The organism is Pseudomonas atagonensis, from assembly GCF_011369485.1.
Taxonomy (GTDB): domain Bacteria; phylum Pseudomonadota; class Gammaproteobacteria; order Pseudomonadales; family Pseudomonadaceae; genus Aquipseudomonas; species Aquipseudomonas atagonensis.
In genome coordinates, this window is the sequence record NZ_VXCA01000007.1 from 17,747 (window position 1) to 41,994 (window position 24,248).

22 protein-coding genes are annotated in these 24,248 nt (G+C 59.2%); 12 read left to right on the forward strand and 10 right to left on the reverse strand.

The annotated features are described in order from the left end of the window. Nucleotides 1-2 precede the first annotated feature (2 nt). From livM to F2P67_RS04960, 5 genes are all read left to right on the forward strand, one after another. On the forward strand, nucleotides 3-1,304 hold the full coding sequence (gene livM, locus F2P67_RS04940; RefSeq protein ID WP_166218082.1) for a high-affinity branched-chain amino acid ABC transporter permease LivM: 1,302 nt from the start codon (nucleotides 3-5) through the stop codon (nucleotides 1,302-1,304). Then, nucleotides 1,301-2,173 carry an ABC transporter ATP-binding protein gene (locus F2P67_RS04945; protein ID WP_166218085.1) on the forward strand — a complete coding sequence of 291 codons (873 nt, stop codon included), beginning with the start codon at nucleotides 1,301-1,303 and terminating at the stop codon, nucleotides 2,171-2,173. Before livM ends, F2P67_RS04945 begins: the two co-directional genes overlap by 4 nt. Then, complete coding sequence (locus tag F2P67_RS04950; RefSeq protein ID WP_095138140.1) at nucleotides 2,170-2,886, forward strand: ABC transporter ATP-binding protein; 717 nt, start codon at nucleotides 2,170-2,172, stop codon at nucleotides 2,884-2,886. The genes F2P67_RS04945 and F2P67_RS04950 overlap by 4 nt, the downstream gene beginning before the upstream one ends. 840 nt (nucleotides 2,887-3,726) lie before the next feature. Further along, nucleotides 3,727-4,491, forward strand: coding sequence for an SDR family oxidoreductase (locus tag F2P67_RS04955; protein WP_166218088.1), 765 nt, complete (start codon nucleotides 3,727-3,729; stop codon nucleotides 4,489-4,491). A gap of 130 nt (nucleotides 4,492-4,621) precedes the next feature. Then, entirely contained in the window at nucleotides 4,622-5,527 is a 906-nt protein-coding gene (locus F2P67_RS04960; RefSeq protein ID WP_166218091.1) for a cation diffusion facilitator family transporter, read from the forward strand. Between the two features lie 183 nt (nucleotides 5,528-5,710). On the opposite strand, the gene F2P67_RS04965 is transcribed toward F2P67_RS04960, so the two are convergent. The 7 genes from F2P67_RS04965 to F2P67_RS04995 form a co-directional block, all read right to left on the reverse strand. Beyond that, entirely contained in the window at nucleotides 5,711-6,844 is a 1,134-nt protein-coding gene (locus F2P67_RS04965; RefSeq protein ID WP_166218094.1) for an AGE family epimerase/isomerase, read from the reverse strand. Nucleotides 6,845-7,036: 192 nt separating this feature from the next. Continuing rightward, a complete protein-coding gene (locus F2P67_RS04970) occupies nucleotides 7,037-7,609 on the reverse strand; it encodes a HupE/UreJ family protein (protein ID WP_166218097.1) in 573 nt (190 codons plus the stop codon). Between the two features lie 27 nt (nucleotides 7,610-7,636). After that, entirely contained in the window at nucleotides 7,637-8,251 is a 615-nt protein-coding gene (ureG, locus tag F2P67_RS04975; protein ID WP_166218100.1) for an urease accessory protein UreG, read from the reverse strand. A gap of 11 nt (nucleotides 8,252-8,262) precedes the next feature. Continuing rightward, nucleotides 8,263-8,937, reverse strand: coding sequence for an urease accessory UreF family protein (locus F2P67_RS04980; protein ID WP_166218103.1), 675 nt, complete (start codon nucleotides 8,935-8,937; stop codon nucleotides 8,263-8,265). Next, nucleotides 8,934-9,434 carry an urease accessory protein UreE gene (gene ureE, locus F2P67_RS04985; protein WP_166218106.1) on the reverse strand — a complete coding sequence of 167 codons (501 nt, stop codon included), beginning with the start codon at nucleotides 9,432-9,434 and terminating at the stop codon, nucleotides 8,934-8,936. Before ureE ends, F2P67_RS04980 begins: the two co-directional genes overlap by 4 nt. 297 nt (nucleotides 9,435-9,731) lie before the next feature. Continuing rightward, nucleotides 9,732-10,364 carry a TetR family transcriptional regulator gene (locus tag F2P67_RS04990; RefSeq protein WP_025111817.1) on the reverse strand — a complete coding sequence of 211 codons (633 nt, stop codon included), beginning with the start codon at nucleotides 10,362-10,364 and terminating at the stop codon, nucleotides 9,732-9,734. 169 nt (nucleotides 10,365-10,533) lie between these two features. Further along, nucleotides 10,534-11,040 carry a hypothetical protein gene (locus F2P67_RS04995; protein ID WP_166218109.1) on the reverse strand — a complete coding sequence of 169 codons (507 nt, stop codon included), beginning with the start codon at nucleotides 11,038-11,040 and terminating at the stop codon, nucleotides 10,534-10,536. Nucleotides 11,041-11,425: 385 nt separating this feature from the next. On the opposite strand from F2P67_RS04995, the gene F2P67_RS05000 reads away from it, so the two are divergent. Next, nucleotides 11,426-13,501, forward strand: a complete 2,076-nt coding sequence (locus F2P67_RS05000; protein ID WP_166218112.1) for an AsmA family protein — start codon at nucleotides 11,426-11,428, stop codon at nucleotides 13,499-13,501. Between the two features lie 93 nt (nucleotides 13,502-13,594). On the opposite strand, the gene F2P67_RS05005 is transcribed toward F2P67_RS05000, so the two are convergent. Then, on the reverse strand, nucleotides 13,595-14,125 hold the full coding sequence (locus F2P67_RS05005) for a ferritin-like domain-containing protein (RefSeq protein ID WP_047600645.1): 531 nt from the start codon (nucleotides 14,123-14,125) through the stop codon (nucleotides 13,595-13,597). A 91-nt stretch (nucleotides 14,126-14,216) separates the two neighbouring features. Continuing rightward, nucleotides 14,217-15,146 (reverse strand): LysR substrate-binding domain-containing protein, encoded by a 930-nt coding sequence (locus F2P67_RS05010; RefSeq protein WP_166218115.1) that lies wholly within the window; start codon nucleotides 15,144-15,146, stop codon nucleotides 14,217-14,219. A gap of 108 nt (nucleotides 15,147-15,254) precedes the next feature. Between F2P67_RS05010 and F2P67_RS05015 the strand changes: the two genes are divergently transcribed. The 3 genes from F2P67_RS05015 to F2P67_RS05025 all read left to right on the forward strand — a co-directional run bounded on the left by F2P67_RS05015 (nucleotide 15,255) and on the right by F2P67_RS05025 (nucleotide 17,169). Next, a complete protein-coding gene (locus F2P67_RS05015) occupies nucleotides 15,255-15,893 on the forward strand; it encodes an FMN-dependent NADH-azoreductase (protein WP_166218117.1) in 639 nt (212 codons plus the stop codon). Beyond that, nucleotides 15,894-16,199: an SMR family transporter gene (locus tag F2P67_RS05020; RefSeq protein WP_166218120.1), complete on the forward strand. Its 306-nt coding sequence runs from the start codon at nucleotides 15,894-15,896 to the stop codon at nucleotides 16,197-16,199. Between the two features lie 91 nt (nucleotides 16,200-16,290). Next, nucleotides 16,291-17,169, forward strand: a complete 879-nt coding sequence (locus F2P67_RS05025) for an esterase/lipase family protein (RefSeq protein ID WP_166218123.1) — start codon at nucleotides 16,291-16,293, stop codon at nucleotides 17,167-17,169. Nucleotides 17,170-17,290: 121 nt separating this feature from the next. On the opposite strand, the gene F2P67_RS05030 is transcribed toward F2P67_RS05025, so the two are convergent. Continuing rightward, nucleotides 17,291-18,178 (reverse strand): DMT family transporter, encoded by an 888-nt coding sequence (locus tag F2P67_RS05030; RefSeq protein WP_166218126.1) that lies wholly within the window; start codon nucleotides 18,176-18,178, stop codon nucleotides 17,291-17,293. A 96-nt stretch (nucleotides 18,179-18,274) separates the two neighbouring features. On the opposite strand from F2P67_RS05030, the gene F2P67_RS05035 reads away from it, so the two are divergent. The 3 genes from F2P67_RS05035 (at nucleotide 18,275) to F2P67_RS05045 (ending at nucleotide 24,150) form a co-directional block, all read left to right on the forward strand. Then, nucleotides 18,275-19,057, forward strand: a complete 783-nt coding sequence (locus tag F2P67_RS05035; protein WP_166218327.1) for an AraC family transcriptional regulator — start codon at nucleotides 18,275-18,277, stop codon at nucleotides 19,055-19,057. Nucleotides 19,058-19,295: 238 nt separating this feature from the next. Next, on the forward strand, nucleotides 19,296-23,684 hold the full coding sequence (locus tag F2P67_RS05040; RefSeq protein WP_246226465.1) for a dermonecrotic toxin domain-containing protein: 4,389 nt from the start codon (nucleotides 19,296-19,298) through the stop codon (nucleotides 23,682-23,684). A gap of 160 nt (nucleotides 23,685-23,844) precedes the next feature. Beyond that, entirely contained in the window at nucleotides 23,845-24,150 is a 306-nt protein-coding gene (locus tag F2P67_RS05045) for a PsiF family protein (protein ID WP_166218129.1), read from the forward strand. The last annotated feature ends 98 nt before the right edge of the window (nucleotides 24,151-24,248 follow it).

Consider the following 24,248-nt stretch of genomic DNA (forward strand, 5'->3'; position numbering starts at 1 on the left):
CAATGTCTTCAACCACTCAAAAAAGCATCGATATCAAAAAAAGCCTGGTTGAGGCGATTCTCGCGGGTCTGATTGCCCTGATCGTGTTCGGCCCGATTGTCGGCGTCGTGCTCGACGGTTATGGCTTCAACCTGGAGCCGACTCGCGTGGCGTGGCTGATCGGCATCGTCATGCTCGGTCGTTTTGCCCTCAGCCTGTTCCTGCAAACACCCAAAGGCCTGAAGATTCTCGACGGATTCGAGAGCACCGGTTCCGGTGTGCATGTGTTGCCCGCCGACCACAAGTCCTCGCTGCGCTGGATCATTCCGCTGCTGATCGTGCTGGCCGTGGCCGTGCCGTTCTTCTCCAACTCTTACTTGCTGGGCGTGGTCATTCTCGGTTTGATCTACGTGCTGCTGGGGTTGGGATTGAACATCGTGGTCGGTCTGGCCGGCCTGCTCGACCTCGGTTACGTAGCGTTTTATGCCATCGGCGCTTACGGTCTGGCGCTCGGTTACCAGTACCTCGGCCTGGGTTTCTGGACTGTGCTGCCACTGGCGGCAATCACTGCGGGCCTGGCCGGTTGCATCCTCGGTTTCCCGGTGTTGCGTCTGCACGGCGACTATCTGGCCATCGTGACCCTGGGCTTCGGTGAAATCATTCGCCTGATCCTCAACAACTGGCTGTCGCTGACCGGCGGCCCGAACGGTATGCCGGCACCGCTGCCGACGTTCTTCGGTCTGGAGTTCGGCAAGCGGGCGAAGGATGGCGGGGTACCGTTTCACGAGTTCTTCGGCATCGCCTATAACCCGGACGTGAAGTACTACTTCATCTACGCGGTGTTGTTCCTCGTGGTGCTGGCCGTGCTGTACATCAAGCATCGGCTGGTGAAGATGCCGGTCGGCCGCGCCTGGGAAGCTTTGCGTGAAGATGAAATCGCCTGCCGCTCGATGGGCCTCAACCACGTGCTGGTCAAGCTCTCGGCGTTCACCATCGGTGCGTCGACGGCCGGTCTGGCAGGGGTGTTCTTCGCCACCTACCAAGGCTTCGTCAACCCGACCTCATTCACCTTCTTCGAATCGGCGCTGATCCTCGCCATCGTCGTGCTCGGTGGCATGGGCTCGACCATCGGCGTGGTGATCGCCGCGTTCGTGCTGACCGTCGCCCCGGAACTGCTGCGCGGCTTCGCTGAATACCGCGTGCTGCTGTTCGGCATTCTGATGGTGTTGATGATGATCTGGCGACCTCGCGGGCTGATCCGCATCAGCCGTACCGGGGTCACTCCACGCAAAGGTGCCATTCACTATGAGAGGACTGCGCCATGAGTGAAGTCGTACTCTCTGTTGAAAAACTGATGATGCACTTCGGTGGCATCAAGGCGCTGAGCGATGTCAGTCTGAAGGTCAAACGCAATTCGATCTTCGCGCTGATCGGCCCCAACGGCGCCGGCAAGACCACGGTGTTCAACTGCCTGACCGGGTTCTACAAGGCCTCCGGGGGCAAGATCGAACTCAACGTGCGCGGTAAACAGACCAACGTCATCCAGTTGCTGGGTGAGTCGTTCAAACCGACCGACTTCGTCTCGCCGAAAAGCTTCCTCAGCCGTCTGTATTACAAGATGTTCGGCGGTACTCACTTGGTGAATCGTGCAGGCCTGGCGCGCACGTTCCAGAACATTCGCCTGTTCAAGGAAATGTCGGTGCTGGAAAACCTGCTGGTGGCCCAGCACATGTGGGTCAACCGCAACATGCTGGCCGGCATCCTCAACACCAAAGGCTATCGCAAGGCCGAAAGCGATGCGCTGGACTGCGCGTTCTACTGGCTGGAAGTGGTGGATCTGGTGGACTGCGCCAACCGTCTCGCCGGTGAACTCTCGTACGGCCAGCAACGCCGGCTGGAGATCGCCCGGGCCATGTGCACGCGGCCGCAGATCATCTGCCTCGACGAACCGGCCGCCGGCCTCAACCCTCAGGAAACCGAAGCGCTGAGCGCGATGATCCGGCTGCTGCGCGACGAGCACGATCTGACCGTGGTGCTGATCGAACACGACATGGGCATGGTAATGAGCATTTCCGATCACATCGTGGTGCTTGACCACGGCATCGTCATTGCCGAAGGGGGACCTGAAGCGATCCGTAATGACCCGAAAGTGATTGCCGCCTACCTGGGCGCCGACGAAGAGGAGCTGGTATGAGCCAACCGATCCTCGAACTCAAAGACCTGGACGTGTTCTACGGGCCGATCCAGGCGCTCAAAGGTGTGTCACTGCAGATCAATGAAGGGGAAACCGTCAGCCTGATCGGCTCCAACGGCGCAGGCAAGTCGACACTGTTGATGTCGATCTTCGGCCAGCCACGGGCGGCGGGCGGGCAGATTCTCTATCAAGGGGTCGACATTACCCACAAGTCCTCGCACTACATCGCCTCGAACGGCATCGCGCAGTCACCGGAAGGGCGGCGGGTATTCCCTGACATGACCGTCGAGGAAAACCTGCTGATGGGCACGATTCCGATTGGCGACAAGTACGCCAAGGAAGACATGCAGCGCATGTTCGAGCTTTTCCCAAGGCTCGAAGAGCGGCGTACCCAGCGGGCGATGACCATGTCTGGCGGCGAGCAGCAAATGCTCGCCATCGCCCGCGCGCTGATGAGTCGGCCCAAGCTGTTGCTGCTGGATGAGCCGAGCTTGGGCTTGGCGCCGATCGTGGTGAAACAGATCTTCGCCACCCTGCGGGAGCTGGCGAAAACCGGCATGACCATCTTCCTCGTCGAGCAGAACGCCAACCATGCGTTGAAGCTGTCCGACCGGGCGTATGTGATGGTCAACGGCGAGATCCGCCTGACCGGCACCGGCAAGGAGTTGCTGGTGAACGAAGAGGTGCGCAACGCGTATCTGGGCGGGCACTGAGAGTTCCACAGATACACACAGCCCCGGCGACACAAGTCCCGGGGCTTTTTTATATCTCCAGACCCTACAAATTCCCTGTAAGAGCGAGCTTGCTCGAGAAAGCGGTCTATCAGTCGCCGTAGATGTTACGTGACACTCCGCTTTCGGAAGCAAGCCCCCTCCCACCCTTTTTTCTGCGCAGATCCTGCAATTGTGGAAAACAAATTCCGCTACCTGCCAAAGCGCGACATATAGACGCTGCAAATGGCTGTTTTTCCACAGTTTTGACTTGTCCCCGTTTGCTGTGGAGCTGGCTGTGAATAACGTGGGAGTAGCTGGCTGCAGCCCTTTTGTGCCGTGGCTTACAGGGCTTTGATCGTTTTTTGAACAGGCGTTTTTGCCGGGGCTGAAGGCGTTGTTGTCAACCTTTTTATATGGGCTGCGCTGCGGGCAATTCCATGTGAGCAGGCCTGTGGATAAGTCTGTGATTAAACTCTGGAAAGACGCGGCCAGGTACCGTCGTTACTGGCCTCGCGCAATCATCGCGGTGACCGACCGATCGTGCAAAATGCCATGTCCCGCACATCTGCTACTTCAGGGTCAAGCAAAAAACTTTCTATTTACCCCGCAAAGCCTTGTGTGGCGCGGCTTTGCGCTTTTCGACTTGCCCCCGGAAACTGTGGAAGGTCCTGTGGATAACGTGCGCGCATGTGGCTACAGGCCACGCACCTCATAGCGTCGAGAGAATTGGTTGTTTTTTATACGGTTCACGGGTGTTGCCCGTGATTGCGAGGGCGGGCATGCTGGCGGCTGATTTTCTATTCCAAGGGCTGCCCCGGTGGCCGAAGCAAGGAGAACACGATGTCCAACACCCTGTTTATCACCGGCGCAACGTCCGGTTTTGGTGAAGCTTGCGCCCGTCGGTTTGCCGAGGCCGGCTGGAAACTGGTGCTGACCGGTCGTCGTGAAGAACGCCTCAATGCCCTGTGCGCCGAGCTGTCGAAGCAGACCGAAGTGCATGCCCTGGTGCTTGATGTGCGTGATCGCAAAGCCATGGAAGAGGCCATTGCCAACCTGCCGCCGTCGTTTGCCAAACTGCGTGGCCTGATCAACAACGCCGGTCTGGCATTGGGTGTTGATCCTGCGCCGAAGTGCGATCTGGATGACTGGGACACCATGGTCGACACCAACGTCAAAGGCCTGATGTACGCCACCCGCCTGCTGCTGCCGCGCCTGATCGCCCATGGCCGAGGCGCGGGCATCGTCAACCTTGGCTCTATCGCCGGCAACTACCCGTATCCGGGCAGCCACGTGTATGGCGCGACCAAGGCGTTCGTTAAACAGTTCTCGCTGAACCTGCGCTGCGACTTGCAGGGTACCGGCGTGCGCGTCAGCAACATCGAGCCGGGTTTGTGTGAAAGCGAGTTCTCGCTGGTGCGTTTTGCCGGTGATCAGGCGCGTTACGACGCCACCTACGCCGGTGCCGATCCGATTCAGCCGCAGGACATCGCCGAGACGATTTTCTGGGTCATGAATACCCCCGCGCACATCAACATCAACAGCCTGGAGCTGATGCCGGTGAGCCAGACCTGGGCCGGTTTTGCCATCGAGCGCAACAAGGCTTGATACGATTTTGCCCTCTTCGCCAGCCTGCTGGCGATGAGGGCAAAACGGCCAAAATCTGGCAGTAAGGTAGACTCACTCCTCAACAACCCCACCGCACCCCGCGGTTTTCAAGGTTTTTCGAGGAGTTCAAGTGAGTAACCGAGGTGAGCAGGCACTGCTCAAACAATCGACCCTCCTGATGTTCGCGGTGTCGATCGCCGGGATCGTCACCGGTTTTATTTCTGGTTCGCAATCCATCCTGTTCGATGGTTTTTTCTCGTTGATAGCAACGTTCATCAAAGTCCTGATGCTGATCACCGCCAGGCTGATTGCCAAGGAAAGCAATCACCGCTTCCAGTTCGGTTTCTGGCATCTGGAGCCCATGGTGTTGTTGATCGAAGGCAGTTTCCTGCTGTTGATCGCCATCTATGCGTTTCTCAACGGTGTGTTCGGCATCATTAACGGTGGCCGCGAGATCGAGTTGGGGCTGGTGATCGTCTATGCGGCGGTGTTTACCGTCGTCGAGTTCGCCTATTTCTTCTACGTGCGCCGACGCAATCGCAAGCTCAAGTCCAGCCTGATCCAATTCGACAACATCAGTTGGCTGGTGGACGCGATGTTGTCGGTCGGTCTGTTGATCAGTTTTCTCGCGGCGTTGCTGCTCAAGTCCCAGGGTTATGGAGAATGGGCGAAGTTTGTCGACCCGTTGATCCTGATCGTGCTGGCCCTGACCATGCTGCCGCCGGCCTTCAAAATCCTCGGCCCGGCGCTACGCGACGTGCTCGGTATTGCGCCGGACACGCTGGATGACCAGGTGCGACAAGTGATGGAGGCGGCGAAGGTCGAGCATGGTTTCGACGACTACGTGTCCTACGTGCAGAAGCATGGGCGGGCACGGTTTATCGAGATTCACGTGGTGTTGCCGGCGGATTACGCGCTGAGCAGCGTCGGGCAACTGGATACGCTGCGTGAGGAGATTTCGGCGAAGCTGGGCAAGCCGGATGCGGCGCGCTGGTTGACCATCAGCTTCACGGGCGACAAGAAGTGGATCGCTTGATGTAACCCGGATTTCTGCTCAGAACATGGCTTTGAGATGGGGATTTATTGTGGCGAGGGGATTTATCCCCGCAGGGGCGCGAAGCGACCCTGAAAAGAGTGGGGCCGCTGCGCAGCCCGACGGGGATAAATCCCCTCGCCACATGAGATCTCTTCACCAGAGAAGATCTCCTTTGCCATTAGATCAGCGCAGGTATTCGGTAAGACCGCTGTAGCACGTCGCCAAGTGATACGGCGTCGTCGATGGCATGTCCTTGCGGCTGACTTCACCCTGTTCATCACGGCATTCATGCCAGCCACCGGCATGCAGGAAGCGCTGCTGCAACGCCTGTAATTGGCGCAACACCACGGCTTCGCTGTCCGGGCGCAACGTCAGGGCGCGCAGGTATTCAGCCTGTGCCCAGATCCGTTGAGTCGAATCTTTAGGCCGACCCTGCGTCTCCAGATCGAGCATCGCCCGCACGGCGCCGCAGGTCTGCACCACGCCGTATTGCTCGGTGAAGGCAAACGCCCGATCCAGCGCTGCGTGCAGCTTCGAGCCGCGCAGCAGTGGCGACGCTTCGAGAAGGAAATACCATTCGAACTGGTGCCCCGGCTCGTACCAGTTATCCACAGCTCCCAGCGGCTTCTCCATCAACACGCCATGTTGCGGGTCGACGAAGTGCTTGTGCATGGCTGTGCATAACTCGATCAGCATCTTCTTGGTCGCGGCATCTTCGCGCACGGAAAGCGTGGCGAGAAACGCTTCGGCCAAGTGCATCAGCGGGTTTTGCAGCGGGCCGGTTTGCAGGGTGATCCAGTCGCGTTCAAGGCAGGCTTCGTACAAGCCATCGCCGGTGGCAAAACGGCGGCCGATGATTTCCAAAGCGGCGTTGAGCGTCGACTCCACCAGCGGCTCACGGGACTTGGCCCAGTAATGCGCGCAGGCGAACAGGATGAAGGCGTGGGTGTAGAGATCTTTACGTTGATCCAGCGGTTTGCCCTGTGCATCGATGCTGTAGAACCAGCCGCCGTGCTCGGCATCATGGAAGTGGCGTTGCAGGGAGCGGAACAGCGCCGCTGCGCGTTCCTCGGCGTTATCCACAACCCCGATCAGGCTGGAAAAAAGATACAGCTGCCGTGCGCAGGCCATCGCCCGATAGCGTTGCGGTGGCAGCGGCTGGTGTGCGGCGTCCAGCGCCTCGTAAGGCAGTGCCATCTCGGCATTCCAGCCCGGGCCTTGCCAGAGCGGCACGATCACGTTCAGAAAGTGCTGATGCACAGCGCTGAACAGGGTGGTCAATTCAGGCAGGGAGGTGGAGCGGGAAGCGTGGGGCATGGGCGGACGTCGTCACGGCTGGGGCGATAGCGCGACATGGTAGCAGAGAGCACTGCTCGAGAGAGACGGTGTCTGTCAGGCCGCCTTCGCGAGCAAGTCAGCTCCCACCATTCGAACCGTTTCTTACAGGAGAAACACGGTCAAAAGTGGGAGCGGGCTTGCTCGCGAAGAGGCCGGTTCAGGCAATAAAGATCAGCCTGCCAGTAACCATGCGCCAGTCACCGCCGAAGCGGCGCCGGCCAGTCGCACCAGTGGCGCAGCAGCCTGAGGCAGAACGCGAACCACCGCGTAACCCGCGGCATGCAGGGCCGCAGTCGCGCCGACGAAACCGGCGGCATACGCCCACGGGCTGGTCATGTCCGGCAATTCAAGTCCATGCGCCACTCCATGGAACAGCGCAAACACCGCCGTCGCCGCCACCGCCATCACCAGCGGCGGACGTACTGCCAACGCAACCGCCAGACCCAGCGCCAGTACCGACGCGGCAATCCCGCTTTCCAGCGCCGGCAGTTCCAGCCCTTCAAAACCGAGCATGCCGCCAATCAGCATGGTGCCGACAAACGTGCACGGCAGCGCCCAACGTGCCGCGCCTTGTTGCTGCGCCGCCCACAAGCCAACAGCCACCATCGCCAGCAAATGGTCGAGACCGCCGATCGGGTGGCTGATGCCGGCGATCAGGCCCGAGTCGCCATGCCCCGGGTGAGCAAAGGCCAATGCTGGGGTGAGCAGCAGCGCGACGGCGCCGAGAATACGTTTGAGTGTCATGAATAAGCTTCCTTGTTGAAAAATGAATCAGGCTGCAGTCAGCAAGCCCTGGCGTTCGATGAAGGCGATGATGTCTTCCAGGCCCTGAGCGGTTTTCTGGTTGCTGAAGACGAACGGCTTGCCGTTGCGCATGCGTTTTGTGTCGCTGTCCATCATCTCCAGCGAGGCGCCCACCAGCGGCGCGAGGTCGATCTTGTTGATCACCAGCAGGTCGGATTTGCAGATTCCGGGCCCGCCCTTGCGCGGCAGCTTGTCGCCGGCCGAAACATCGATCACATAGATAGTCAGGTCGGACAGCTCCGGGCTGAACGTCGCCGAGAGGTTGTCGCCGCCGGACTCCACCAGAATCAGATCAAGCCCCGGAAAGCGTCGGTTCAATTGATCGACCGCTTCAAGGTTGATCGAGGCGTCTTCGCGGATGGCCGTGTGCGGGCAGCCGCCGGTTTCCACGCCGATGATGCGTTCAGGTGCCAGGGCTTCGTTGCGCACGAGGAAATCGGCGTCTTCACGGGTGTAGATATCGTTGGTGACCACGGCAAGGTTGTAGCGCTCGCGCAGCGCCAGGCACAGGGCCAGGGTCAACGCGGTTTTGCCGGAACCGACCGGGCCGCCGATGCCGACGCGCAGAGGTTGTGTGTTCATGCTGGTTTCTCCTAAGAGCGGAAGAGGCGGCTGTACTGGCGCTCATGGGCCATGCACGCCAGGGACAGGCCGAACGCGGCGCTGCCGATGTGTTGGGGATTGATTCGGGTCGCGTCCTGCTGCGCCTGTTGCAGCAGTGGCAGCAGTTCGCTGGTCAGGCGCTGCGCGGCTTGCTGGCCCAGCGGCAAGGTTTTCATCAAGACCGCGAGCTGGTTTTCCAGCCAGCTCCACAGCCACGCGGCAAGGGCATCCTGCGGGCTGATCCCCCAGGCGCGTGCGGCCAGTGCCCAGCCCAACGCGAGGTGCGGTTCGCCGCACTGCACGAGAAAGTCCCGGGCCGGGGGATCGAGTTCAGGCAAGCCGTTGAGCAACTGCTGCAACGAATAGCCCATCTGCCGGCTCTCAAGATGCAACTCGCGGGTTTCGCGGCTGGCACGGTGGGTTTCGCAGATCTGCAGCAGCTCGCTCCAGTGTTCATCCGCAGCCGCTTGGCAATGGGCGAGCAGCAACGGTGCTTCGAAGCGCGCGAGGTTGAGCAGCAACTGATCGCTGATCCAGCGGCGGGCACTGTCCGGGTTGTTTACCCGGCCGTTCTCCACGGCCATTTCCAGACCTTGCGAATAGCTGTAGCCGCCAATCGGCAATTGCGGACTGGCCAGGCGCAGCAGCGCCCAGGCCGGGTTCACAGGCGGACGCCGAACTGATGCAGTTTCGGCGCGTAGTTGAAGTCTTCGTCGCCGTGTCGCGAATGGTGATGGCCGCCGCCGTAGGCGCCGTGCTCGGGCTGGAACGGTGCTTCGATGGCTTCGACCTGCGCACCCAGTTGCTCGAGCATGGCCTTGAGCACGTAATCGTCCAGCAAACGCAGCCAGCCATCGCCGACTTGCAGGGCGACGTGACGGTTACCGAGGTGGTAGGCGGCACGGGTCAGTTCAAAGGCATTGGCACAGGTGACGTGCAGCAATTGCTCGGGACGGGCGCAGATGCGGACGACGCGGCCGTCTTCGGCTTGCAGGCATTCACCGTCAGACAGTGGCGGCTGACCGCGCTCCAAAAACAACCCGACGTCTTCGCCCTCGGCACTGAAACAGCGCAAACGGCTTTTACTGCGGGCTTCGAAAGTCAGGTGCAACTCGGCGGCCCAGACGGGTTGAGGGTCGATTCTTCGATGAATCACCAGCATGGGGAAAGCTTCCAGCAGTGGACAATACTCAGGCTAGAGCAAGGGGCTTGCCAATCGGACGAGATGTAGGAAATCCCTGTCGGAGCGTAGTGGATGTTTCAAGATGTTGCAGGATTCTGAGAGGTTTTGGTGCGTGAAACTTTTTACATGCACCAATTTGTTGCGGCGAGGGTGAGTCAATTGTGGGAGGGGCTTGCTCCCGAATGCTGTGTGTCAGTCAGGCATGTTTTGAATGACGCACAGCATTCGGGAGCAAGCCCCCTCCCACAGGTTTTTCGGTGACTTGAAGAGAAGGTATCACTCGGTACTGCCCAGCCCTTGCCAGTGCTTGAGGCCGATAAAGATAAAGCGCAGTTGTTGAGTGATCTTCGCTTGTGGCGTCAGATGTTCCGGCAGTGCTTCAGCCGGAGGGTCGATGATGTCGGGCAGGGTGGCAAACACCGATTTGACGATCAGGTCGGCCATCACGCTCAGGCCTGCCGCGTCCAGATGCTGCAGCTTGGGCATTAGCGTCAGGTCTGCGGCGAGGTCGGCGCTGATGTTCTCGCGCAGACGCCCGATTGCCTGACGTACTGGGAGCGAGCCGCCATATTGTTCGCGCGCGAGAAACAGGAATTGCGAACGGTTGGCGCTGACCACATCGAGAAAGATCCGCACTGACGCATCGATAATACCGCCCATGACGAATTCGTTGTGGCGCACCAAGCGGATGGTTTCGCGGAAGGTTTGACCGACTTCGCTGACCAGCACCAGCCCCAGTTCGTCCATGTCGGCGAAATGCCGGTAGAAACCGGTGGGCACGATGCCGGCGGTTTTCGTCACTTCACGCAGGCTCAGGCTGCCGAATCCTCGGCCGCTTTCCATCAAGTGGCGGGCAGCGTCCATGAGGGCGTTGCGGGTCTGTTGTTTCTGTTCGGCGCGGGGCAGCATCGCAAGGGTGTGTTCTTAGGCAAGACAAGCGCCGCACTCTAGCAAATCGGCTTTGTCGGCGTCGAACGGCAGCGGGGATTAGGGGGAAATTGACTTGCAGGGTTTGCGTGGCTGGAAAAGTCAAAAGCCCAATCCGGTGATTGGGCTTTTTTTCCAGGCCGCCATGGGCTTAGCTCAATTTGCTGTTGCGTTCGATCACACGGTCACCACCACCTTCGGCGACAGCTTGACCCAATGGGGTTTTGTCGAAGCCATCTTCAGCCAAGGTTTGACCTTGTGGAGTGCGATCGGAACCGTCGGACGCCAGAGTCTGGCCTTGTGGAGTGCGATCAGAACCATCGGATGCAAGGGTTTGACCTTGTGGGGTGCGATCAGAACCGTCTTGCACCAGACCTTTCTCTTCCAGACGATCACGGCCACCTTCAGCTACGGTTTGACCTTGTGGCGTTTTGTCATAGCCATCTTGCACCAGACCTTTTTCTTCCAGGCGGTTGCGGCCGTTTTCAGCCAGGGTCTGGCCTTGTGGCGTGCGGTCGGAACCATCGGCGGCAACTGTCTGGCTGAACACCGAGTGGCTGGATTTCACTTGCGGGGTCGCTTGATCGGCAGCGGGCAGGGCAAAAGCAGTGCTGGCTAGCATCGATAGGGTAAGGCTGAGAAGTAATTGTCGTTTCATGATGGGTTGCTCCTTGGGAGGGCGATAAAGTGGGTACGAGGGCAATGCTACTCTCGATAAGTCGATATAAAAGTTCATAAACGCAATGGTAATAATCAACAGAATTGATTGTTCTGCCGGGAGGCTCTAGCTCGGGCGTTTCCGGGCGGCGGTTTTGCACCGTGGTGGGTATTTTCGACTCACTTGCGCCTCGCAAAAGTGCGGGTCGCGGTAACGCTGCTCGACCGATCGGTCAGATTTCGTTCGTCTATTTACGCTGGAATCAGTCTTTCAGTTAAACCTGCGAGGCGTTTGCCAGTCACAGACTTCATAGGGGCCGCTTTGGTCCGCCGTTTCAGCTGTGCGCCACGATGTCGGCGTGCGGTCGTGATCAGGAGCTTTGTGCATGACGCGCACTGGAAAAATCTTCAGCTGGACCTTCGCCACCCTCGTATTGCTGCTGGCGGTACTGGTGCTGATCATCGTGTTCTTCGACTGGAACCGGATCAAACCGCCGCTCAACGCCAAAGTCTCGGAAGAGCTGCACCGACCGTTCGCCATCAACGGCAACCTTGCGGTGATCTGGCAGCGCGAGCCGGACGAGGGCGGCTGGCGTGCCTGGGTGCCATGGCCGCACGTGGTCGCCGAGGATTTGAGCCTGGGCAATCCGGACTGGTCGAAGCAGCCGCAAATGGTCAGCCTCAAGCGCGTCGAACTGCGTATCTCGCCGCTGGCTCTGTTGGCGCAGCGCGTCGTCATTCCGCGTATCGACCTCACTGAACCCAACGCCGAGTTGCAGCGTCTGGCCGATGGCCGGGCCAACTGGACGTTCAAGTTCGATCCGAAAGACCCGAATGCCGAACCGTCGAACTGGGTCGTCGATATTGGCGCGATCAAGTTCGACAAGGGTCATGTCACCCTCGATGACCAGACTCTCAAAACCAGCCTGGATGTGTTGATCGATCCGCTGGGCAAACCGATTCCGTTCAGCGAAATCGTTGGCGATAAAGCGGCGAAAGCCGCGCAGGACAAGGGCGCTGCACCGCAGGATTATGCCTTTGCGGTGAAAGTAAAAGGTCAGTATCACGGTCAGAATCTTACCGGCCAGGGCAAACTCGGGGGGCTGCTGGCATTACAGGATTCGAGCAAGCCATTCCCGCTGCAGGCGCAGGCGAAGATTGGCGACACCAGCATCGAACTGGCGGGCACCCTGACTGATCCGCTCAACCTCGGCGCCCTCGATCTGCGCCTGAAACTGGCCGGCGCCAGCCTCGGCAATCTCTATCCGCTGACCGGCGTGACGCTGCCGGACACGCCACCGTATGCCACCGACGGCCATTTGATCGCCAAGCTGCATGACGCGGCGGGAGCAACGTTCACTTATGAGAAATTCAACGGCAAGATCGGCAACAGCGACATCCACGGTGATCTGACCTACGTCGCCAGTCAGCCACGGCCAAAGCTCAGCGGTGCGCTGCTGTCCAATCAACTGCTGTTCGCCGACCTCGCGCCGCTGATCGGCGCCGACTCCAACGACAAACAGAAGGCCCGTGGCGGCGAGAGCAAACAGCCAGCGGACAAGGTGTTGCCGGTCGAGGAATTCAAAACCGACCGCTGGCGCGCGATGGACGCCGATGTCGAGTTCACTGGCAAGCGCATCGTCCACAGCGAGAAGCTGCCGTTCACCGACCTCTATACCCACCTGAAACTCAATGACGGCGAGCTCAGCCTGGAGCCGCTGCGTTTTGGTGTCGCCGGGGGCAACCTCGATGCACAAATCCGCCTCAATGGCCGCACCGAACCGCTGGAGGGCCGCGCGAAACTGACTGCACGCAAATTCAAGCTCAAGGAACTGTTCCCGACCTTCGAACCGATGAAAACCAGTTTCGGCGAACTCAACGGCGACGCCGATATCACAGGTCGCGGCAACTCGGTGGCGAAGCTGCTGGGGGGCGCCAACGGCAATCTGAAGATGCTGATCAACGACGGGGCGATCAGCCGTGAACTGATGGAGCTGGCCGGGCTTAACGTCGGCAACTATGTGGTCGGCAAGATCTTTGGCGACAAGGAAGTGAAGATCAACTGTGCGGCCGCCGACTTCGATATCAAAACCGGGCTTGCGACGACGCGGCTGTTCGTCTTCGACACCGAGAACGCGATCATCTACATCGACGGCACGGCGAACATGGCGACCGAGCAACTGGACCTGACGGTGACGCCGGAATCCAAGGGCTGGCGCTTGATCTCCCTGCGTTCGCCGCTGTACGTGCGTGGCAAGTTCATCAAGCCCGATGCTGGCGTGAAAGCCGTGCCGTTACTGCTGCGTGGGGCGGGGATGGTGGCGTTGGGGGTGATCGCTGCGCCGGCGGCCGGGTTGCTGGCGCTGGTCGCGCCGAGTGGTGGCGAGCCCAATCAATGTGCGCCGTTGCTTGAGCAAATGAAGGCGGGCAAGGCGCCGGTTACCGTCAAGCCAACCAAGTAATTCTTCAGCGCTTATTAAAATGCCGTCGCGAGCAGGCTCACTCCTACAGGGGAACGTATTCCAAATGTAGGAGTGAGCCTGCTCGCGAAAGGATTACAGGTCTTTCAGAATATCGGCCATGTCATCGGCGTGCTCTTCTTCCTGCGCGAGGATATCTTCGAAGATGCGCCGCGTGGTCGGGTCTTTTTCACCAATGTACTGAATGATCTCGCGATAGCTGTCAATGGCGATCCGCTCGGCCACCAGATCTTCGTAAACCATTTCCTTCAAGGTGTTTCCGGCGACGTATTGCGCGTGGGACATTTTCGACAACAGATCCGGGTTGAATTCCGGCTCGCCACCCAATTGCACGATGCGCTCGGCCAGACGGTCAGCGTGCTGTGCTTCCTGGGTCGCGTGTTCGAGGAATTCGTCGGCGGCCACGTTGGCTTTCAGGCCGTTGGCCATGAAGTAGTGGCGTTTGTAGCGCAAGACGCAGACCAGTTCGGTGGCCAGCGATTCGTTGAGCAAGCGCAGCACCTCTTCACGGTTGGCGCTGTAGCTTTCGGTGACTGCGCCGTTTTCCACGTGTTGCCGTGCGCGCTCGCGCAGGGTTTGAACATCAGACAAATGCAGGTCGCTCATTTCATTCTCCTGGAGGCTAATCCGATTGGCGTCACGTTCTACGGACGTAATCGCCTACCCAGGTTGTGAGTCATGTGCCTTGCAAAAAGTTTTATGCGATTTGTGGCGGCCTTTGCGCCAGCCCTGACACGCGTGCCTCTTCGCGCAACCAGGCAAAAAACGCCCGCACCGGCGGATGCCGTTCCCGCCCCGGCACGCACAACGCGCTGTAACCGGCGCCATCGACTTGCACCTCACCCTTGTACGGCACCAGCAAACCGCTGGCGACGCTCTCCGACACCAGAATGTTGCTCGCCAGCACCAGACCCTGGCCGGCGATGGCGGCTTGCAAGGCGTAATGCTCTTCGTCGTATTCGCGCACGGCCGGTTGCTGCTTCAGCCAGTGTTCGCCGGACTTCGCGCACCAGGCTTCCCAGCCGTGGGCATACAACTTCGAGTTGTGCCAACGCACGCTGATCAACGCCGGCGTGCTTCGCGCAGCCAGCGCCACTTGCTCGGGCGAGCCGTAAACGCCGAACGATTCATCGAACAGGCACAGACCATACAGGTTCGGGTAATCGTCGAGGCTGTAACGCAGCACCAGATCAACGCTGGCGTCCTGATGCAGGTCGATCACTTCGCAATGGGTATCCAGACGCACATTGATGTTCGGATGCTGCGCGTAAAACCGCCCAAGGCGCGGCACCAGCCACAGTGCAGCGAAGGCCGCAGTGGTCGACAGTGTCAGAGTGCTGGCGTTGCGTTGCGGGCGCAGGGTGTCGACGCTTTGCGCCACTTCCAGCAGTGCGCCGTGCAGGCTGCGAAACAGCCGCTCGCCGCCTTCAGTCAGGCGCACCTGACGCGGCAAACGTTCGAACAGCGCCACGCCGAGCCAGTCTTCCAGCGAGCGGATCTGATGGGAAATCGCTGTTGGCGTCACCGACAGCTCTTCGGCCGCGGCCTTGAAACTCAGCAGGCGCGAGGCGGATTCGAAGGCGCGCAGGGCGGTCAGTGGCAACGACGCAAACATGGAGAGCTCCACAGATGAAATGGATTCATCCCGAATGATTTTTACTCAGTTGAGACAATAGAGAACGGGCAGCAATCTGGCGCCACTTTCCCAATCAAGTCTAGTCTCAAGGAGTTTCAGATGAACAAGATTCTTGCGATCCATGCCAGCCCACGGGGCGACCGCTCCCATTCACGGCGTCTGGCGGAAAGTTTTCTCAGCGCCTGGCAAGTGCGCCATCCGCAGGCGCAGGTCACTCGGCGTGAAGTGGGGCGGGCGCTGATTCCAGCGGTCAACGAGGCTTTTGTCGCGGCGGCGTTTTATCCAGAACCCGAAGCGCGGCCCCTGTCGATGCAAGCCGATCTGGCGCTCAGCGATCAATTGGTCGGCGAGTTGTTCGAGCATGACCTGCTGCTGATTTCCACGCCGATGTACAACTTCAGCGTGCCCAGCGGCCTCAAGGCCTGGGTCGATCAGATCGTGCGGCTGGGCCTGACGTTCGATCACACGCTGGACAACGGCGTTGCGCAGTACACGCCTCTGCTGCGGGGCAAGAAAGCCCTGATCGTCACCAGTCGCGGTGGCTTCGGCTTCGGCCCGGGTGGTGAGCTGGAGGCGTTGAATCACGCCGACCCATGGCTGCGTACGGCGCTGGGTTTCGTCGGCATCAACGACGTCACCGTGGTGGCCGCCGAAGGCGAGGAATCCGCCGAGCGCACCTTCGCAGTGTCGGTGGCCGAGGCCGAGCAGCGCTTGCTCGACCTGGCCCGGGAGTTCTAGGTGGCCTGGCTGTTCCTGCTGATCGCCGCCGTATTCGAGGTGACCTTCGCCATGGGCATGAAGTACGCCGAAGGCTTCACGCGGCTGTGGCCGTCGCTGATTACCGGGGTGGCAGCGGTGGGCGGAATCTGGTTCCTGACGCTGGCGATGCGTGAGTTGCCTGTGAGCATTGCTTACCCGATCTGGACGGCCATCGGTTCGCTGGGCACGGTGTTCCTCGGGTTTGCCTTGCTCGGCGAGAGTCTGACGCTGGTCAAACTGCTGTCAGTGGGGCTGATTGTGGCGGGGGTGGTCGGGCTGAAGTAGGCTGCTCTTCGAGTTGTCATCTTCAGCAAGGATGCTTGGCGGGCGTTTTGCACGTCTTGCAGCCACTCACTGACCACAAGGATGTCTCCCCATGTCGACGCGTTATCCACTGGTGCTGGTGCCGGGCATGCTCGGGTTTATCCGGCTGATCGTTTATCCGTACTGGTACGGGATCATCAAGGCGCTGCGCCGTGGCGGGGCGACGGTGATTGCCGTGCAGGTCTCGCCGCTCAACTCGACCGAAGTGCGGGGCGAGCAACTGCTTGAGCGAATCAACGAGATTGTGCGTGAAACCGGGGCGAGCAAGGTCAACCTGTTCGGCCACAGCCAAGGCTCATTGACCGCGCGCTATGCGGCGGCCAAACGTCCGGATCTGGTGGCGTCGGTGACCTCGGTGGCCGGCCCCAACCACGGCTCGGAACTGGCCGACTATCTGCAGAAACACTACCCGGCAGACAGCGCCCGAGGTCGTCTTCTCGAAGCGCTGCTGCGCTGTGTCGGCTGGTTGATGGCTTTGATGGAGACGGGTTATCACGGGCCGAAACTGCCGGTCGATATCCACGCCTCGCACCAGTCGCTGACCACTGAGGGCGTGGCGCTGTTCAATCAGCGTCATCCACAGGGCTTGCCGCCAACCTGGGGTGGGCACGGGCCGGAGGAGGTCAACGGCGTGCGTTATTACTCATGGTCGGGGACATTGCAGCCGGGCAAGACCGACCGTGGTGGCAACCTGTTTGACGGGACTAATCGCAGTTGTCGCCTGTTCGCGAAAACGTTCGTGCGCGAGCCGGGGCAGTGCGACGGCATGGTCGGGCGTTATAGCTCGCATCTGGGCACGGTGATTGGCGATGACTATCCGCTGGACCATTTCGACATTGTTAACCAGTCATTGGGGCTGGTCGGCAAGGGCGCAGATCCGGTGCGGCTGTTTGTCGAGCATGCGGCCCGACTAGAGGCAGCCGGGCTGTAAATGGCTTTTGTGGCGAGGGGATTTATCCCCGTTGGACTGCGCAGCAGCCCCACTCTTAACTTCAACAGCGGGGGACGCTTCGCGCGCCATCGGGGATAAATCCCCTCACCACAGGGCCAGATCAGGCGATGCTGATCCGACGGCCCAGCACCGTGGTCCAACGTTCGGAAAGAATCACCCCGCCCAAGGTCAGCAAGCCACCGACCAGGTGATACATCGCCAGTTGCTCTTTCAGCACGACCGCTGCAATCAGCGCGGTAATCAACGGTAGCAGATTGAAGAACAAGGTCGTGCGGCTTGGCCCCAGGCGCTGTACTGCCTGCATCCATGCCAGTGGCGCGAGCATCGAGGCCAGCAGGCACGCATACAGCACCAGCGGAATGTTCTGCAGGGTCAGACCGGTTTTCGGCGAGGCCGCGTACAGCGGAAACAACACGACAATCGCCACCAGCACCTGCAAGTACAGCAACACCAGCGGCGGCAGACGCAACTGCCATTTTTTCAGCAGCGTGCTGTAGATCGCGTAGGCCAGCGTGGCGATCAGCATCATCGCGTCACCCAGATTCACCCCGTGCTGCAGCAAGGCGCCGAGACTGCCGGACGACACCACCACCAGTACGCCGGCGAAGGACAGCACCGCGCCGAACAAGGCGCCAGCGGTCAGGCGCTGGCCGAGGCTGATGATCGCCATGGTCAGCGACATCAACGGCATCAACGACAGAATGATGCCCATGTTGGTGGCAGTGGTCATGGTTGCGGCGAAGTAGGCGAGGCTTTGATAGACCGCCATGCCGAGTACGCCGAGGACGAAGATCTTGCCCAGATTCGGGCGAATCTGCGGCCAGTGCGCAATCACCGCTTTGAACATGAACGGGGTGAACAGCAGGCCCGCGAACAGCCAGCGGTAGAAGCCGATTTCGGCGGGGAAGATCGCCCCGACCGCGAGTTTGTTGATGACGGTGTTGCCGGCCCAGATAAAGATCGCCAGCAGGGGAAACGCGTATTGCATGGGTTAAACCAGGAACGTTGATGAGGTGTGATTATCCCCTGTCCGGATGCAGGCCTATACTGCGAACCGGACAACCTGCCGCTGAAACCGGACAGCATGAACAGCAAACACATCGATCTGCTCGATTTCAGTGAACTGCCTTCGGCGGTGTACTTCCGCTATGCCGACTTCAACGCCCACGAATTCGCCGCGCCGCACCGTCATCCGTGGGGCACGCTGGAATACGCCGCCCATGGTGTGCTGCACATGAACGTCGATGGCAGCCGCTTCATGTCGCCGCCGCAGTACGCGGTGTGGGTGCCGCCCCAGATCGAGCACAGTTTCTACAGCCATCAGCCGGTCAACTACCGGGCGGTGTGCCTTAATCCCACGGTCTGCGCCGATCTGCCGGCCCGGGCGTGCACGCTGGCAATCAGCGACATCCTCAAGGCGATTCTCAGGGACTTCGCTGCCCGCGACGTGAAGATTCCCGAACTCGACGCCGATCAGCGTCTGGCGCAGGTGCTGGTCGATCAACTGCAACAGGCGCCGGTGCATGAGTGTTACTTGCCGTACGCGAGCAGCCCCGGTTTGCTGACGGTCCTGGAAACCTTGCAGGCCGAACCTGGCAACAACCAGCCGCTGGCACATTGGGCGCTGCAGGTGCATGTCAGCGAGCGCACGCTGGCCCGGCAGTTTGTCCGCGAGCTGGGGATGAGTTTCGGTGAGTGGCGCCAGCGCTTGCGTTACCTCGCGGCGATCGAGGCACTGGAAACATCGCGCAGTGTGCAGGAGATTGCCTTCGACCTCGGTTACAGCAGTGGATCGGCGTTTATTGCCATGTTTCAACGCCATGCCGGGAGCTCGCCCGAGCAATATCGGCGGGATAATCTGCGCTGATAAGTGCAAGTTTTAAACTGTTGCTATTATTTCTTTATGTATTGGCGAAAGTTCTTACGAATATTTGAGATATGTACTTCGTCGGTGAAAAGTCTGTCGCTGTAAGCTCGGGGTTCCACCTTTCTGTTGATCTGTATTTATGCAGATGTTTACGGGTTTGATTGTCCGTGCGCGTTATTGATAAATTCATTTATTGAAACAGGAGGGGTTACTCTAAATATTGTTCAGGAAGTTTCCGTTGAATCAGTTTTTAATGCTGGATAAATTCTCCGCAGCAGACTTGTTGCCCGGTAGGCATACTCAATTGATTGCCGGCAATCTGCCGTCATGGCTCGTCACCGCGACACCGCAGCGACTGCGCGAATTGAACCAACATCAACGCACGATTCCCGAGTGGGTGCGCAGACTGACGCCCGTCCAGCGGCACAGCCTGCGCAATTGCGTGGCTGAGAACTGGTCGGCGCAAAATGAAGTCGACGGCATGTTCAAGGGGCTGCAGGATGTCTATGCCTTCGCCGAACCCCTGCTGCTCGACGCGCTGGAAAAAAAATTCGGGATTGCAGTCGATGTCAGGGAAACGTTCATAAAACTGTATGCGCCGGCGAAAGTACCACTGTGGGGCACGCGTATCGATGATTCATTTGCAAGTACAACGTATTGTCTGCTGGATGTTGCACTGCATAATTTTTCCGAACATCAGGAAATATTGCCCGGTTCCGAATACATCACTCGTCCCGATGCGAATGGTCGATTTGAGATAAATGGCGAGCTGCGCAATAGAATGTCTGTTGGTCAGTTCAAACATCTTAGCCGTGAGTTGGACCTTGGGGCGAAGTACAGGGTATATCTGGAAAGTTATCTGAAAACAGACAATGCGCTTGCCAATGGCTTGTTGAAAAGCCGGGTCGTCGCCAGTCAAAAAAACGCGTGGAAAGTTGCTGCCATGATGGCGGTGCTGAAACAAGACATCAGTGCCGACGCCTATCTATTGGTACTGGCCATTCTCAAGGGATCGACCGGCCTGCATTTCGATGGCGGCCCGGTTCGTTATTACCATTTGAGTCTGCTGGACATCAAACTGACCGGGATTGTGCTGATCGCCCCCGATATTGACGCTGCGCAGGCGGTCAAACGCGTGATCGTCTATTCCCCGCAGGATCCGGAACATCCGATGAAGGAGTATCCGTCTGCGGCAGACTTTCTCGACGAACTGACCCGGCAACTGCGCGGTGCCCCCGATGAGCAAGCGAGGGTCAGTCGTTACCAGCAGTATTTTTCCCGTTTCGTGCCGCATCGCCAACGCGGCCATTTCTTTGCCGGACTGCAACGCCAGTTGTGGAAAATTGTCGGCAGCGATTCGCTGCGCCAGCCGCAATACGGCCCTCAAGACAAGCCGCGCCTGCGTTATTCAGCTGTTTCATTCGTCAGTGAACTGGAGCAGCGCTTCAACGGTGATGTGTGGGAGTACCTGTACATCGAGCAATTGAACAAGATCCTCAATGACGGTCGCGACATCGCGATTTCCACCGCCGATGCAGATCGTGAGGAACGCGAGAAATGGCTGGATAACCTGCAGCAGATGTTTCTCGACATTCTGAATGTTGCGTTGCTTGTGGCGACGCCTTTTGTGCCGTTGCTGGGCGAAGTCATGCTGATGTACACGGTTTATCAAATGACTTCGGAAGTCGTTGAGGGCGTGCTTGATCTCTCCGAAGGGCTGTATCTGGAGGCGACCGATCATTTGCTCGGTTTTGTGGAAAGTGTCGGGCAACTGCTGGCGTTCGGCGCTGGCGCGGCAATTGGCAGCGCGGCGCTCGGCCGGTTGTCCCCGCTTATTGAGCGGGCCACGCCAGTCACCCTGAGCAATGGCGAAAAACGTTTGTGGGCAGGGAATCTGCAGCCCTATCTGCAAAGCAATCTGAGGTTTGATCCGGCTGCAAAGGCCGATGCCAGCGGGTTGTACGCGCATGGCGACAAACGCGTACTGCGCCTGCCGCAGGGGGCGTTCGAGGTCAAAGACGACCCCCTTTCGGGAGATCGGCGCATCCTCCATCCTGAGCGCGAGGACGCTTATCGTCCGCAGTTGAAAGAGCATGGCGCCGGTCGATTCATGATCGAAGGCGAGCAACCGCACACCTGGGATGAGCAGACACTGATGCGGCGCATCGGATCTTCGTTCGAGGAACTGCACGGCTCCTTCGCGGATTTGCGTCAGCTGAGCCGAATCGAACTCGATACCGTGCGCAATATGCATGTCGAGGGTGAGCCGACGTTATCTCTGCTCAACGACTTCGCGACGCGGTTCGGGATCGACAGGGACATTGAAACATTTATCCGGCAAATCGGCAGCGACAACCCCCTGGACTATCGGCAGGCCGATCCGCTGATTCAGTTCGCGCTGCTGGATGGATTGTGGTCGGGGCCAAAGCTGGAACTGGTGGACGCACAGGGGCAAGTGATCGAACGGATCGGTAGCGGTGAGCGCGCACCCGTGCGGATCGATGCGAGTCGTCTTGGCGAGGATGACCTGGCGAGCCTCCTGTTGAGGCAACTCAATGATGCTCAGACCCGCGAGCTGTTGCAGGTGCCATTCGGCACGCCGCTGTCACGCCTTGACGTCAACGCCGGGGAGTTGCGCCGTCAGTTGGCACTGCGGGCGCAGCAAAGGAAAGCCACCCTGTTTGAAAATCGCTATCGCCAATTGAATAACGCACTGCACAACCAGCGTCCGCAGATCCGGATTGTCCAGGCAAAATTGCCCGAGCTGCCCGCCCAGGTTGCCGAGGAGCTGCTGACCGCCGCCACTCCTTCGGAGTTGCAGGAAGTTGCCCTTGGCAAGCTGCCAGCCCGGCTCGAAAATCTTGCGCGTCAGGCGCTGCTGGAAATCAGGGTTGCCCGTGCGTATGAGCCGTTTTATCTCAAGTCTGTGGACAACCCCGACAGCCGCCGGCTGGCCCTGCACTCGCTGGAAAACCTGCCAGGCTGGAATCCTGATGTGCGGATTGAAGTTTCTCTGTACGAGTTCAAGGGAACTACGGCGGACAGCATCGGCCAGGAAAATGCGGCGATCCGTCGAACGATTGTCGAGCTTGAGAACCTGGCGTTTCAGGCCTTCGACGACGTGGGCAACTCGCTGAACGCACCTGCGGATTTCTACTCGACGATTCTGCAGGCCTTGCCCGATGCTGAACGCAATGCGCTGGGCCTGCGGATCGGCGAAGGCGACAAGCTGCAGAACGCCTTGCGTGACAGGACATTGTCACATCATCGTCTGAAAAAGATTCTCTCCAGCCTCCCGCCGCTTGAGCGACGCGCCTACGACCCTTTGCTGGCGCGGCTGCGCGGAGGGGCGCGTACCGACCCGGGAGAAGCGCTGGCGCTTCAGGAAATTTATGAGTTCTACCCGGGATTGGTCGATGCGGCTTACCACCCTGATGATCCCATCGAACTCAAATACAACTTCCTCCGGGGATTGAGCCGGATCGAGATGTCTGATGGCGAGTATCTGCTTGCGCTCCGAGATGGCTTTCTCGCAGCCACCAGCGATACCGATGTCGAGGTGGCGCGAACGCATATCGTACGAAGCATCGAAGCGCTGCCGGAGCTGGAGGTGTTGATGTCGCCCGAGCAGTTTCAGGGCTTGTTCGAACGGATGTTCACTGAACAGGGGTTCGTGCCTTTGACGTCTTTGGAGCAAAATCTGGGGGCTTATGCGCGCAGTCTTGAGCAAACCGGGCGTGTCGACAGCTACCAGAAACTGCAACGCGACGTTCTGGCTGGCAAACCATTGCCTGACTACGCTCTGACGGATTTTTCCACGCGCTATCAGTTGGTCGATGGCGCAGTGGATCTCTCGCAAGCGCCGGTTCAGGTGAGCCCCGAAATCATGAATAACCTGAAGATGGCGCAGCGGGCGATTTATCGCGCAAAAGAACTGCTGCCGCTGTCTGGCAATCAACTGCCGAGCATCTGGGAGAAAGGTGGCTCGGCGATCGCCAAGATCAAGGGATTACGTGGCTTCGAACTGATCGAGGGCAGTTCCGCCGCCAGTTTCAAGGCCAACATGAGCATTGCCGAGCATGCCCGCAAGGCGATAGCGATTCGTGGCGGCAACTGCTCGGAAAACTCTAAGGTGACCTTTTCCCTGCTGGCCAGCCAGCCCCGAACGACCCGCATCCATATCGTCAAGGCTACGGAGTTCGATCACCAATACGTGCTGATCGGTGACGATCTGACCAAGCCTGAACAACTGGTCGTCGCAGACTCCTGGCCAGAGTTTCCGGCTGCGCATCTGGCTGATGCCGGTTACTTCTCGTTTGAAGTGCCTCCGGTGATAACGCTGGAGGCGGGGCCGGCCGTGGCCGATTACAGTTTTATCAATGACCTCGGGTCGGATCTCGCGCCACTACCCATCCCTGAACAGAGCAACACGTTCCGCCAGATCAAGTTGAATAAACTCTATGTTCAGGGCGCGTACGCACAGTGGTCGTCTCTAAAACTGGCGGGCCGGACTTACGCACTGGCCGGGGAGACGCCGGTGTCTTTCGAGCAGTTCCTGTTATCGACACTGGAAGCTCGTCATGGCGCATGGGAAGCGTATCTGGCGGCGTTTGCTGATGTCACATAACTGACCCAGGTGGTCGAGCAGTGTTGAACGGGAGCCTCGGCTTCCGTTTTTTTGTGGGCGATGAAAGGAAGGCTGCCGTGTCGGCAGGAAGCTGTAACAGCTTTTGTCTACACTTCTGCAGAGGCCGCCCCCATCGGTGCGGCGACAAGGAGAAAACTCCATGAAGATGTTGCGTGTGCCTTTGTTTATGATCGGTCTGCTCCTCTGTTCCCAGGGTTTCGCCGCCACGGCCCAACAAAACAAAATGACCACTTGCAATGCCGATGCGACCGCCAAGAGCCTCAAGGGCGATGAACGCAAGACTTTCATGAGCACCTGCCTCAAGGCAGCGCCGGCGGCCAACGATGGCAAGACCCTGACTCCGCAACAACAGAAAATGACCACCTGCAACGCCGATGCGAAAACCAAAGCACTGACCGGCGATGCGCGCAAGGCGTTCATGAGTGATTGCCTGAAGAAAAAATAATCAGCTGACTGTGTGTTGAGCTTGCCGGCCTCATCGCGGGCAAGCCCGCTCCCACAGGGATTTCGGCTGTTCGCTGAATTTGTGTTCGACACTTGACC

Coding starts and splice junctions, on each gene's coding strand:
- livM (WP_166218082.1), top strand. CDS start 3: ATGTCTTCAACCACTCAAAAAAGCATCGATATCAAAAAAAGCCTGGTT.
- F2P67_RS04945 (WP_166218085.1), top strand. CDS start 1,301: ATGAGTGAAGTCGTACTCTCTGTTGAAAAACTGATGATGCACTTCGGT.
- F2P67_RS04950 (WP_095138140.1), top strand. CDS start 2,170: ATGAGCCAACCGATCCTCGAACTCAAAGACCTGGACGTGTTCTACGGG.
- F2P67_RS04955 (WP_166218088.1), top strand. CDS start 3,727: ATGTCCAACACCCTGTTTATCACCGGCGCAACGTCCGGTTTTGGTGAA.
- F2P67_RS04965 (WP_166218094.1), bottom strand. CDS start 6,844: ATGCCCCACGCTTCCCGCTCCACCTCCCTGCCTGAATTGACCACCCTG.
- F2P67_RS04970 (WP_166218097.1), bottom strand. CDS start 7,609: ATGACACTCAAACGTATTCTCGGCGCCGTCGCGCTGCTGCTCACCCCA.
- ureG (WP_166218100.1), bottom strand. CDS start 8,251: ATGAACACACAACCTCTGCGCGTCGGCATCGGCGGCCCGGTCGGTTCC.
- ureE (WP_166218106.1), bottom strand. CDS start 9,434: ATGCTGGTGATTCATCGAAGAATCGACCCTCAACCCGTCTGGGCCGCC.
- F2P67_RS04990 (WP_025111817.1), bottom strand. CDS start 10,364: ATGCTGCCCCGCGCCGAACAGAAACAACAGACCCGCAACGCCCTCATG.
- F2P67_RS04995 (WP_166218109.1), bottom strand. CDS start 11,040: ATGAAACGACAATTACTTCTCAGCCTTACCCTATCGATGCTAGCCAGC.
- F2P67_RS05000 (WP_166218112.1), top strand. CDS start 11,426: ATGACGCGCACTGGAAAAATCTTCAGCTGGACCTTCGCCACCCTCGTA.
- F2P67_RS05005 (WP_047600645.1), bottom strand. CDS start 14,125: ATGAGCGACCTGCATTTGTCTGATGTTCAAACCCTGCGCGAGCGCGCA.
- F2P67_RS05015 (WP_166218117.1), top strand. CDS start 15,255: ATGAACAAGATTCTTGCGATCCATGCCAGCCCACGGGGCGACCGCTCC.
- F2P67_RS05025 (WP_166218123.1), top strand. CDS start 16,291: ATGTCGACGCGTTATCCACTGGTGCTGGTGCCGGGCATGCTCGGGTTT.
- F2P67_RS05030 (WP_166218126.1), bottom strand. CDS start 18,178: ATGCAATACGCGTTTCCCCTGCTGGCGATCTTTATCTGGGCCGGCAAC.
- F2P67_RS05035 (WP_166218327.1), top strand. CDS start 18,275: ATGAACAGCAAACACATCGATCTGCTCGATTTCAGTGAACTGCCTTCG.
- F2P67_RS05045 (WP_166218129.1), top strand. CDS start 23,845: ATGAAGATGTTGCGTGTGCCTTTGTTTATGATCGGTCTGCTCCTCTGT.